This is a genomic window from Metaclostridioides mangenotii (assembly GCF_018917235.1).
GTDB lineage: Bacteria > Bacillota > Clostridia > Peptostreptococcales > Peptostreptococcaceae > Metaclostridioides.
In genome coordinates, this window is sequence record NZ_JAHLOF010000001.1 from 215,071 (window position 1) to 227,191 (window position 12,121).

Here is a 12,121-nt window from a genome sequence, read left to right on the forward strand (position 1 = left end):
GTATAAAAAACTGTTTAATTGTAAAAGCTTTAATTAAAGTTAAATAAAATTTCCTTAAATATAGTATAATATAATTAATTAAATGTAAAGGGATGATTTTATGTATAGATATGATGATTATGTAAATTTAACTGATGATCCTGAATTACCATCTGAAATCAGAAACAAATGTTTAAGAATTATTAGTATTTCAGATAACTTAGAAGATATAATAGTTGTACATGATTTAAAGCTTTACACAATTAAAGAAAAACATATTATTGGTCCTTGTTATTGTAGATAACTATATTATCTTGTATTTTTAGATTGTTAAAAATTTTGCCTATATTAGTAATATTCAATATAGGTTTTTGTTATCCAAAAATTAAAGCTTAATTACTATAATATAAAATTTTAAAGTTTCATTATGCCTTATACTATATTTATTGACTATATAGAATTCATAATGATATTATCTATATGAGAACTAAAAATTTAATAATATATTTATGCTAAATTAGCATTAGGAGGTTTAATATAATGGATTACAAAGCACTTATATCAAATCGTAAATCAGTAAGAGATTTTAAAGGTACTCCAATCAGAGAAGAACTTCTGGTTGAATTAGAAACGTTTTCAACTTCTTGTAAAAAACTAGTTTCTAATATTGGTGTTGAGGTAAAGCTATTTGACAATGTTAGGGATAAAGTATCTGAAAAGCTCCAAGACATCGCTGGTTATAAAGGAAATATGATAGGAGCACCAAACTACATATTTATTCTTTCTGAAGTTGCTGACAACTATATAGAGAATGCTGGGTACATTGGAGAAAGCATTGTTTTAAAAGCAACAGAATTAGATATAGATTCTTGTTGGATAACTTTTGAAGACAGTTACAAAATACTTAGTAAATTAGAAATAGATTCTGACAAAGAGATTGTAGCAATAATAGCATTAGGTTACGAATCTGTAAATAGCAAGAAAAAGGTAGTTAACCAAACTAAAACTGGAGAAAGTTATTCATTATCTGATATGGAAATAATTGACAATGATACTTCTACAAGATTAGGTGTTGAGGAAATTGTTTACATAGATGAATGGGGCAAAAATATAGATGCTGAAACACTTGCTGAAAGAGCTTTACTTGATGCATTTAATTACGCTAGAATGGCCCCATCCACTTTAAATAGGCAACCTTGGAGATTTATAGTAGACGGTGGCAAAGTCATACTTGCTGTAAGAAATGATGAGTATACTAATACTTATGAATCAAAAATAGACGCCGGTATTGTAATGCTTTTCTTTGAGCTAATTGTAAGAACAACTCTATTTGATACTAGTTGGACATTAGAAAAAACAGATAAAAAATATAGTATCCCTACTGACTACAAATATATTGGATACTGTAATATATAGATTAAAACACCAAAATAATACAAAACCAGCTTTAATTTGACCTATTATTCAATTGAAGTTGGTTTTTTAAATTTCAAACGCTTTAAATTAGATATTTATAACTTGATTAATGAACTTTATATATTATAATTAATTTTATTAATAACTTTTATGACGTCACCACATATTAATTATATAAAATTTAAAAACTAAAATTATGTTTAAGGAAGGTAAATATGTTTTACAATAAAATAGAATTATATTTAAATGAGGTTCTCCCTTTTTATCGTTCACTACCTGATGAAGATAAAAATAATATTCTCGCTATAAGCACATTTCAACATTTTAAGGCTTATGAGCTAATACAGAATAATTCAAATATGTGTGCTGGATTGATAATAGTATTGGATGGACAACTTAGAAGTTTCATGCACTCTTTTACTGGAAAGGAAATAACTCTGTTTAGACTCCTGAGCAGAGATATATGTATTTTATCAGCTTCATGCATATTTAAAAATTTAAATTACGAAATAAATATCGAAGCTGAAAAAGATTCTTCTGTAATAATTCTAGATGGAAATGGATTAAAAAGTATCTCGGATTCAAATATAAGTATTCAAAAGTATTTATTTGAATTGAGTCAAAATAAGCTATCAGATATTTTGTGGACTTTTGATCAAGCCTTATTTTCAAGTCTTGAATCTAGGGTGGCAAACTTCTTAATTGATCAGTCAAACTTAGATGAATCCGATATTTTAAATTTAACGCATAATAAAATAGCAAATCATTTAGGAACTGCTCGAGAAGTTGTAAGCAGGACACTAAAAAAATTCGAAATAAATGGGCTAATTAAATTATCTAGATCTAGTGTTGAAATACTTGATTCTAATAAATTAAAAGATATATAGTGTAAAAAAATAAACTTATATATTAAATAGTTATAACTATAATATATAAGTTTTTATTTTTTTCTAGAATTTCAAGCCATCAATTACTTCATCTATTTTATCGTAGGCAGTCTGTATTGTACTTTGTCTTTCTTCTTCTGTTGTCCCTGTTCCATCTACTAGTAATTCCTCAAACTTCTTAATACCTATAAACTTCATAATACTTTCAACATAATTCAAACCTTTATTTAGAATAGGTTTCATAATCCAAGGGATTTTAGCTCCAGATGATTGTACATAAACTAAACTTCTATCAAAATCATTCAACAATCCGTCAGGTTTTTCATCTTGATCAAATGTAATCGTCTTCCCATCTTGGACAATACAATCAATATATGCTTTTAACTGTGATGGAAATGATAAGCTCCACATTGGAGAAGCAATAACATAAACTCTTGCTTCAACAAATTGATCGCATAACTCATTGATCCTATTTATATCCCTTTTATCTTGTTCACTCAAATTTGTTAGTTCATCTTCTTTTATAAGTGAATTTCTTTTTTCATAGTATTGATATTCTAATTTAGGTATATAATTTTTATACAAATCTATCTCTTCTAGAATAAAGTCTGTATTTCTTTCTAAGAATCTATCAATAAATTTTCTAGCAACTGTTTTGCTAGTAGATAGATTCTCAGGTTTTGAATTCACACTAATATAAAGTAGCTTTTTTTTCAATATATCTTCCTCCTTTTGCTCTTTATATTAGTATTCCTATTGAAAATCCTTTTATACAACCATAAATAAAGAAAATCACTAAGTACAATAAAATATAAAAAATACCTAAAAGCTGAATTAACTTTTAGGTAACATTTTATTTAATAATAATTTTGATATCAATCTATTACTTTATTTGATTAATAAGTTTCTTGATAATATATAAATTAATTATATTATCTTTTTATACTAATATTTTTTTCTCCATTTCGCATTTCTACCTCTAGCTATAACTTCAATCTTATCATCTCTTCTTAGATTATTAAATACTCTATTTATAGTAGGGCCTGGTATATCCGGGCATAGATCTTTTATATCTTGTTTTGTAAAGTATCCAAGAGTTGAATTAATGTAAGTTTCGATTCTAAGTGTTTTAGTAACTTTATTTATATCTGTAATTTTTAAACTGCCATTTAACTTTTGATAACCGATAAGTATACTTTCCAGAAAATATTCTAACCATGTATTTATATCGTACTCACCCCTACTAAGACACGACCTTAAGTTTTTTATTCTTTCAAAATATTCTAGTGAACTTTCATCGAATACTTTACCTAAACTAACATATCTTCCTACTTCATAACCATTCTTATTTAAAGTAAGAAGCATAAGCACTCTCGCCATTTTTATATTTCCTTTATTAAAAGGTCTAAGTAGTATAAACTCTAGTACTATGGTAGCAATAAGAATTAGAACATCTACCTCATCATCCTCCAGAAAGTTGTGATAAGAATCGCATAGATTTTCAACTTCAGTACTTAGATTATCTCTAAAGAATCCTCCTCGTTGATTTGAATATTTGTACAGATAACCATGTAACTCTGCTATTAATAGTGAATTTAAATACATCGTATTGTAAGCACTATTTATAGTTTTTACTAAATCTCTGTATTCTACTACGCTCCATTCATCTTCAGTAGAAGGAATCTTCTCACCATTTACTAATTTTTCAATATCCATTTCCTTTTTTCTAGTACTCTTACCTATATGTGTAGATAAAGCGCATTCAACTAAAGATGTCTCACTTAGATTTTCTAATATATCTTTATTTTGTTTTTTGTATACTATTTGTCTACCCTTATATTCATTTATTTTAGAAAGAGTTTTTACAACCTTCATACTAACCCTTGCATTTAACAAGACTTCTTTGTCCATAAAATTCATTTAATCACTCCATAACATCTAATTTCATTTTTCTTAAAGTGATTTTATTTTAGCATAAATACATAATTTTTACAATTTTTTGAAAAAAGAAATTTATTATATAATATTTTTTTAATCTTCAAGGGAGACTGTTTGATCCAACATCAATTGTTTTTGACGTTTTATTTCCTTAAGTACCACAAATCCAGTTAAAACTACTGCAATTAAATCTGATAAAGGTTGAGCCATCCAGACCCCTTTTAATCCCATAAATCTTGGAAGTATTATTATAAAAGGTATTAAAAGTATGACCTGTCTAAGTAAACTTAATATCATAGACATTTTCGCCTTACCAATTGATTGAATAAATACTCCACCGATAATTGATATCCCAATTATTGGCAACATGAACAGATATACTCTTAACCCATTTACTGATATAGCCATAAGCTCAGGATCCTTATTAAATATTCCTACAATTGAGTATGGAAATAGTTGAACAGCGAAAAATCCTAGAGTAAGTATGACAGTTGCGGCACCAAGTGATCCTAAAAATGCCTTTCTTACACGATCGTATTTTTTAGCACCATAGTTAAAACCAACTATTGGCTGTGCACCTTGATTTATTCCAAAGACAGGCATTAAAAAGAACATTGAAATAGAAGAAACTGTAGCCATGGCTCCTATAGCTAAATCTCCACCATATGACTTAAGAGCGTGATTTGATACAACTTGTACTAAACTAGCCGCAAGCTGCATCGCAAATGATGACATACCTATTGCGAAAATAGATTTTACAAGGCGTGATTCTAATCTTAAACTCTTTTTTTCAAACTTTAAATTCGATTTACCACTTACATAATAATAAATTGTAATAATAGCTGTTAAGGCCTGTGATGTAACTGTTGCAATAGCCGCACCCTTTATTCCCATTCCGACTATAAATATTAAAACATAATCTAAAATTATATTTGTTACACATCCAACTATCATTATTCCTGCAGATATTGCAGGAGCACCGTCTCCTCTTATTGAGTGGTTTAAAGAAAAAGCAAGTAAATTTACGACAGTACCCATTAAAATGATATTAATATATTCCTTTGCGTAGAATATCGTTTTATCACTAGCACCAAACAAAACTAGTATTTGATCTTGAAAGATAAGTCCTATTATAGTTAAAATAATTCCTACTACTACAGAAAGTGTCATAGCATTTCCAATAAGTTTTTGCGCATCTTCTACCTTACCTTCACCCAATTTTAAAGATATAGTTGCTGTCGTACCAATACCAATCAACATTCCAAAAGCTAATATTATAGTCATTATGGGCATTGTTACACCGAGACCTGTTATAGCCAAAGATCCAACGCCCTTGATATTCCCAATAAAAATTCTATCTACTACATTGTATAAACTATTTACCAACATACCTATTATGGCTGGAATAGAATATTTAATCAGAAGCTTACTAATACGCTCTGTTCCAAGTATTTGTTGACTAACCATATGTTGTCCTCCTTATTATTAAATTTTTAAACATGATTCAAGGGAAGCAAGGCGCTCCCCTCTAATTTGATTAACTGATTTCTATCATAACTATAATTATTATATACTATTTAATTTAAAAATCCAATGGATAAACCCATTAGATTTTCATTTTCAATTACAAAAAAGCTACCATATATAGTGGCAGCTTTTTTATTGTAACAAATTCACATTATTATAATAAATGTATCAATACTGGTGTTTCATCTAAATCAAATAATACAGTTTTAATATCATTCAATCCAATCGCTCCTTTATAGTATACCTAGACTCTACATCCATCCATATTCCATCACATCAACAGTTTTTAATACTGCTTCTTTTCCTAAAAGTTTTTCTATAACATATAGAGACATATCTATACCTGCTGAAATGCCTCCAGACAATATTATTTTTCCATTATCAACATATCTGTCTTTCACTATCTTTGTTTTTGGGGCGATTTCCTTTAATAAATCTACGGATGAATGATGTGTCGTTGCAACCATATCTTCTAACAATCTACATTTTGCAATTATTAATGCTCCCGTACATACTGTAAGTAATAATTCTAAGTTAGAATAACTAAGTTCTATCCAATCTAAAATGGCTTTGTTATCCATCTCTTTCCGAGAACCTTGTCCACCTGGAACTATCAATACATCAAGTTTGGGACAATTATAAATTGTATATTTCGGATTTATACTTAAATTTTTTCTTGCATATACAGGCCCTTCTTTTTCAGCTACTGTAAAAACATTAAACGGATTATTAGGATTCATTTCATTCGTAACTGAGAATACTTCAAATGGTCCACAGAAATCCATTACTTCAACATCATCGAATAATAGAATTCCAACATTTCTTGTTTTTTGCATCACTTTTCCACCTCTTATATTAAACTATTACTTTTGAATATTTAAAATTACCCTACAAAATTCTTCAGGATTATCAAACATTGGATAATCTCATGAGTTTTCTATAAGTACAGAATACATACCGTGTAATCAAATAATCCTTCATTGAAGGTCGCCTGTTCAAGCGGTACAAATGAATCGTCCAGTCCTGCAAATAACCTTTCACAACATGCATTTGATACATTCTACTGACGTCACATTAATTCAAATACTATTAAATTTTTAAAATCATCTCGTATTGGCCATCAATATGTTCAAATCCCAATTTAATCAGGAAATCTGTTGTACATTTAGATTGGCCATCTACGTTAATAACACTGATTTTATGTGATTCCGTATTTTCAATTAAATTAGTAATGATGCTTCTGGCAATTCCTTTACCTCTATAATGTTTATTTACTGCGATTTGAGGGATATCTCCTGTTCTTTTATTAATAATGCCATATCCAACAATTGTATTATCAAAATGTACAATAGAATATAGAAATTCCTCTGATGCAGCATTAATTGAGTCGATTGAATTTTGCCATGAAGGCTCAAAATCCCAGAACTCTATTAATTGTTCCCATGCCATTCTATTAGTGTGCTCAACTTTATAGGCTTTCAAAGGAACATAATGCTTTTTATCTAATTCAAAGCATGGAAAATTCCTTTCAACCTTGAATCCTTCTTTCTTGTAAAATTGAATTGCAGATGTATTCGTTTGAATAACCTCAAGCAAATACTGCTCTACTTGCTTTTGTTTAAGTATTTCTTTGACATCCAAAAGCATGCTACTAGTGATGCCTTGTCTTCTGTAATCAAAGATAACGCCTGTCCCTATATCATACACAGTTGTTTTTCCATTCCAACTTCTAAGTCCATTTAGAATAAAACCAACCAATAGATCATTTTTAAACGCACCTATGGATATTTCTGGAAGATATCCTCTTCTTTGAAGCGTTTGTTTAAGCCTTTTAATGGACATATCCATTTCAATCTGATAATCAGAAAATGCATCTAGAAATGCTCTATGAAGTGTTTCTATACTTGTTTTATTTAAAGTTTTATATTCTAACATTAGTCCTCCTCCTTCTATCTAATGTTTTAACAATCACAATTGAATTCCGACTTTTTTGCTTTTATGATTAAAAATGTAGGCTTAATAAATTCTTTCGTCAAATCCGGCTTTTCCTTCAATATCCATGGCTCGGGTATAGGCTCCTACCACATCTTTCCTGGTGGCTTTGTTTTCATATAAATTCAAGAATGACCAAATTATTTATTCAATGTATTACAAAAAAGCTGAGGCTATGTTTTTCATTCATCGAAAGGTATAGCCTTTTTTTGTTGTCTGAAACATAATTACATTTACAGATTGGAGAAAAGCATAATGGAAAATGAAATTATGCGTATCTTTTTCCATCTTAACATCATCACCTATTCCCACAAAAAGAACCGATACTTTGAAAACGACTGCGTCCTTGTAGTATATCTTGATGAAGGTCACCTGAAATATAGATGCATAACCTGTATCCGTCAGTAGAAATCCACGATGGCGATAGATGCATCATATTTTACGAATGTTACCCATAGTTACTGTTCTTTTATTTAATTTCTATAATACTAATTTTGGTAGACGAAGTTTAATCAATTCAGCAAAATATTCCGCTCCGATTTTTAATATATTATCATTAAAATCATAGCATGAATTATGAAGTGGAATATTACCTACCTCATCAGATTCATCTCCATTTCCAATAAATACAAGGCAACCTGGAATATTTTGTAGGAATACACCGAAATCTTCAGAGACCATACATGCTTGACAATTTCCATTTACATTCTCTTCACCAACAACATTTATTGCTGCTTTTACTGCATTATTAATACATTTTTCTGAATTTACTGTTGGTGCAAATTCATGAGTATATTCAAATTGACACTCTGCTCCATTTATTTGACATATTCCTTCACTAATAGTTCTCATTCTTTCTTCTAGTAGTTTTTGTACTTCTGGAGTATAACTTCTGGTATCTCCTTTGATCACTACGTTTGTAGGTATTGCATTATGAATTCCATCAGTAATAAATTCAGTGCATGAAATTACAGCGGGAACATTTGGGTCCATATTACGAGATATAATAGTTTGTAGCGCAAGAACAATTTCTGATGCAATAACTATTGGGTCTTTACCCATGTGAGGACTTGAAGCATGTGAGCCTTGCCCTTTAATGCGGATAACAAAGTTATCCTCACTTCCCATGATACCACCTACACGAGTAGAAATTGATCCTGTCGACATACCTGGTTTATTGTGTATTCCATAAATTTCATTCATTGGGAATTTTTCAAAAAGTCCATCTTCTATCATTTTATAAGCACCCTTACCAGGTTCTTCTGCTGGTTGAAAAATAAATCTAACTATACCATTAAAGTTTTTTCTTTCTGATAATAATTTTGCTGCACCTAGTATCATAGACATATGACCGTCATGTCCACATCCATGCATTTTACCTTTATTTAAAGAAGTATAAGGATGTTCACCAAGTTCTGTTAAGTTAAGAGCATCAATATCTGTTCTAATACCTATAATCTCTTCACCATCACCTACTTTAAGATTAGCAACTATTCCAGTACCACCAATGTTTCTATGAACCTCTAAGCCCATATCTTCAAGTAATTTAGCAAGATAACTAGATGTGTTTGTTTCTTCAAATGCAGTTTCTGGGTGCATATGAAAATGATGTCTCCATTCAATAAGTTGTTTTTCAAAATCTTTGTTATTCATATTTCAATTTCTCCTTTAACCATTATATAGATGTTTATAATCCATCCCATATTATTTTTCTATAATTGTCGGGTTTAGTATATCCTTCTGTACTTATAATAAGTATTTTTGATCTTTATTTATATCTAGCTTTTCTGCTTAGCTGATTTATATATACAAGCCGCTTCGCTTGGTTCAACTATTATAGTTGTTGGTCTATCTTTGCCAAAAACATGAGTTAAATATCCCTGTATAGCACCAGCAAAAGAACCAACTCCTGCTTTAAGAAATATATGCGTAGTCATATTTTCACCTTTATCTACTACTGATTTTTGACCAATTTGACTTGCAACCCAAGCAATCCCTCGTCCATGGTTTCCATCAGTTGCAGTCACAAATGTAATATCTCCAAGTCTTTCTCTTATTTACTTCGGAACTTTTCAAAAGAAAGTTCTGAAATGTCAATGCCCAACTTTTCTGAAATGTACTTCCCAACAGCATAAGATCCACCTAATTATTTAAAAGCATTAAGTCCAAATCGATAAGATTCATCCTTTATCCATATATCACTAACACTGAATTCTTTATAACTATATTCGTTGGTTTACCTTTCTCTTTAAGTATAATTATATTGATTAAATAAAAATAAATATACAATTATATCGCCAATAAATATAATTCTATTGACTAAGCAAGAATTAATATATAATAATGAACTATATTGCATTTGTGTCTAACGATATAGATGGAATAACATATCATTTGATGATAAAAGGGGGAGCAATATGCAAATACACAATATAATTATAGATAAAAATAAAAAAGAAGCAACTAAACACGGTTCATTTGAATTTCCTCTTGTAATTTATACAACTCAAATTAGTAAAAATGTATTAGGTTTTATTGACTGGCATTGGCATGAAGAATTACAGTTTTGCATTGTTACAAAGGGGACTGTAAATTTTAATATTGAGGGAGACTCAATAATTTTATCGGAGGGAGAGGGGTTATTTATTAATGCAGAACAACTACATAATGCAAAAAACTATGAGAATATTGATAGCTCTTTTATATGTTTAGACTTTCACCCTGATATTATATATGGTTTTGTAGGAAGTATAATAAATACAAAATATATTCAACCTTATATAATCAACTCTATGATCAGATATTGTGTTTTAAAAAAGGATGTTGAATGGCAATCCGTTATTTTAGAAAAACTTTTGAACATTCATCAAGAATATAATCAGAGAAGACTTACATTTGAATTGCAAATACTTATTTCTCTATTAGAAATTTGGCAAACTTTAATTAAATTTTATTTTACATCATTTCCTAATAGTAAATTTGATAATGATACTTTGCGTTTAAAAAATATTATCAACTATATCCATAATCATTATATGGAAAAAATTAAGTTAAAAGAAGTAGCAGATGAAGTTAATTTATCAAGGAGTGCATGTTGCCGAGAATTTAAGAAACATATGAATTGTACTATTTTTGAATATATTATAAATTATAGGTTAGTAATAAGTGCAAACCTGCTAATTACAACCAATGATTCTATTGCTGATATAGCTTACCAGTGTGGCTTTTCAAGTTCTAGCTATTTTATTGAAAAATTTAAAAGGAGAACTGGAGTATCACCTTTTATTTATAGAAAAGAAAAAATAAATAATATTTAAATAGATATAATACATATAAATAAGATAACAATATTGTTAACACGATAGCATTACAATTCCTTAAAGAGTTTTAAAAAATATATTTTTAATAAAAAATCAATGTGACTTTGTCACATTATTTTTTTTTACCAATTAGTATAATAACATAATCAATAAGAGGAGGAATTGAAATCGTGAAGAACTTATATAAAAAGTATGGATATTTAATTTTTTTATTTTTCGTAATACTACCTTTATTTGACATGAGATTTGCAACTGTGGCAATTATTTGCATGTTCGCACCAGTAATACTAGCAATAACTGGGAAGGGTAGATATTGGTGTGGTAACTACTGTCCGAGAGGTAATTTTTATGATAATGTAATATCAAAAATTTCACCTAACAAAAAAGTTCCGAAATTTTTAAAAAGCACAGGGTTTAGAGTTTTTATGATTTTCTTTATCATTACTAACTTTAGCATAGGGCTATATAATAATTGGGGAAATTTATATGGAATAGGATTTGTATTCTATAAAATAATTGTTATAACTACTATAGTAGGAATAGTATTAGGATTATTTAGTAATTCTCGAATTTGGTGTAATTTTTGCCCAATGGGAACTCTATCTTACTTTGTAGCAAAGGTTAAAGGAAGAAAAGTAGATTTAGCAGTAGATAGTAGCTGTGTTGGGTGTGGAATATGTAACAAGGCTTGTCCTATGGGGATTACACCAAAAGAATACAAAAATGATCTTATTGAAAATCCAGATTGTATATTCTGCGAAAAATGTGCATATAAATGTCCTAAAAAATCAATAAAGGTTAAAACAAAATAAATTAATGTATAGACAAGGATGGGGGGATGTCTCAAAATAAAAAATTGAGTCATCCCTTTTTTGTACAAAAATTAGAAAAGGGATTCCTAAGAACCCCTAAACTATGTGATCATTGTTCTGTGAAAATCCGAAAGCCACACTACGATTATAGCAAGTACGGCTCTATAAACAAGTGGTATTCCAATTAGACATCGAAACAATTATACCCGAGAATGTTTATTTACTAATATTAACGAAATAAATAAAAAAT

At 29.1% G+C, this 12,121-nt stretch carries 12 protein-coding genes; 5 read left to right on the forward strand and 7 right to left on the reverse strand.

All coding sequences use genetic code 11. From position 1 onward, the window contains the following. Positions 1–100 precede the first annotated feature (100 nt). From KQI18_RS01025 to KQI18_RS01035, 3 genes are all read left to right on the forward strand, one after another. Positions 101–283 (forward strand): hypothetical protein, encoded by a 183-nt coding sequence (locus tag KQI18_RS01025; RefSeq protein ID WP_216465637.1) that lies wholly within the window; start codon positions 101–103, stop codon positions 281–283. A gap of 236 nt (positions 284–519) precedes the next feature. Then, a complete protein-coding gene (locus KQI18_RS01030; RefSeq protein ID WP_216465638.1) occupies positions 520–1,395 on the forward strand; it encodes a nitroreductase family protein in 876 nt (291 codons plus the stop codon). Between the two features lie 215 nt (positions 1,396–1,610). Beyond that, positions 1,611–2,282 carry a Crp/Fnr family transcriptional regulator gene (locus KQI18_RS01035; protein ID WP_216465639.1) on the forward strand — a complete coding sequence of 224 codons (672 nt, stop codon included), beginning with the start codon at positions 1,611–1,613 and terminating at the stop codon, positions 2,280–2,282. Positions 2,283–2,345: 63 nt separating this feature from the next. Here KQI18_RS01035 and KQI18_RS01040 read toward each other — a convergent pair whose 3' ends face one another. From KQI18_RS01040 to KQI18_RS14400, 7 genes are all read right to left on the reverse strand, one after another. Further along, positions 2,346–2,999, reverse strand: coding sequence for an FMN-dependent NADH-azoreductase (locus KQI18_RS01040; RefSeq protein WP_216465640.1), 654 nt, complete (start codon positions 2,997–2,999; stop codon positions 2,346–2,348). Between the two features lie 228 nt (positions 3,000–3,227). Further along, a complete protein-coding gene (locus KQI18_RS01045; RefSeq protein WP_216465641.1) occupies positions 3,228–4,202 on the reverse strand; it encodes a Fic family protein in 975 nt (324 codons plus the stop codon). Between the two features lie 111 nt (positions 4,203–4,313). Then, positions 4,314–5,687, reverse strand: coding sequence for an MATE family efflux transporter (locus KQI18_RS01050; RefSeq protein WP_216465642.1), 1,374 nt, complete (start codon positions 5,685–5,687; stop codon positions 4,314–4,316). A gap of 311 nt (positions 5,688–5,998) precedes the next feature. Then, the gene (locus KQI18_RS01055) at positions 5,999–6,583 is read right to left on the reverse strand and encodes a DJ-1/PfpI family protein (RefSeq protein WP_216465643.1); all 585 of its coding nucleotides are present in this window, start codon (positions 6,581–6,583) and stop codon (positions 5,999–6,001) included. 253 nt (positions 6,584–6,836) lie between these two features. Beyond that, positions 6,837–7,682 (reverse strand): GNAT family N-acetyltransferase, encoded by an 846-nt coding sequence (locus tag KQI18_RS01060; protein ID WP_216465644.1) that lies wholly within the window; start codon positions 7,680–7,682, stop codon positions 6,837–6,839. Positions 7,683–8,219: 537 nt separating this feature from the next. Further along, a complete protein-coding gene (locus KQI18_RS01065) occupies positions 8,220–9,392 on the reverse strand; it encodes a M20 aminoacylase family protein (protein WP_216465645.1) in 1,173 nt (390 codons plus the stop codon). A gap of 125 nt (positions 9,393–9,517) precedes the next feature. Beyond that, a complete protein-coding gene (locus KQI18_RS14400) occupies positions 9,518–9,766 on the reverse strand; it encodes a hypothetical protein (protein ID WP_216465646.1) in 249 nt (82 codons plus the stop codon). 390 nt (positions 9,767–10,156) lie between these two features. On the opposite strand from KQI18_RS14400, the gene KQI18_RS01075 reads away from it, so the two are divergent. Beyond that, entirely contained in the window at positions 10,157–11,056 is a 900-nt protein-coding gene (locus KQI18_RS01075; protein WP_216465647.1) for an AraC family transcriptional regulator, read from the forward strand. Between the two features lie 173 nt (positions 11,057–11,229). After that, positions 11,230–11,871, forward strand: a complete 642-nt coding sequence (locus tag KQI18_RS01080; protein WP_330654341.1) for a 4Fe-4S binding protein — start codon at positions 11,230–11,232, stop codon at positions 11,869–11,871. Positions 11,872–12,121: the final 250 nt, after the last annotated feature.

Bases quoted from the DNA above. Each gene is read 5' to 3' on its own strand.
- KQI18_RS01025 (WP_216465637.1), top strand. From the start codon at position 101: ATGTATAGATATGATGATTATGTAAATTTAACTGATGATCCTGAATTA.
- KQI18_RS01030 (WP_216465638.1), top strand. From the start codon at position 520: ATGGATTACAAAGCACTTATATCAAATCGTAAATCAGTAAGAGATTTT.
- KQI18_RS01035 (WP_216465639.1), top strand. From the start codon at position 1,611: ATGTTTTACAATAAAATAGAATTATATTTAAATGAGGTTCTCCCTTTT.
- KQI18_RS01045 (WP_216465641.1), bottom strand. From the start codon at position 4,202: ATGAATTTTATGGACAAAGAAGTCTTGTTAAATGCAAGGGTTAGTATG.
- KQI18_RS01050 (WP_216465642.1), bottom strand. From the start codon at position 5,687: ATGGTTAGTCAACAAATACTTGGAACAGAGCGTATTAGTAAGCTTCTG.
- KQI18_RS01055 (WP_216465643.1), bottom strand. From the start codon at position 6,583: ATGCAAAAAACAAGAAATGTTGGAATTCTATTATTCGATGATGTTGAA.
- KQI18_RS01060 (WP_216465644.1), bottom strand. From the start codon at position 7,682: ATGTTAGAATATAAAACTTTAAATAAAACAAGTATAGAAACACTTCAT.
- KQI18_RS01065 (WP_216465645.1), bottom strand. From the start codon at position 9,392: ATGAATAACAAAGATTTTGAAAAACAACTTATTGAATGGAGACATCAT.
- KQI18_RS01075 (WP_216465647.1), top strand. From the start codon at position 10,157: ATGCAAATACACAATATAATTATAGATAAAAATAAAAAAGAAGCAACT.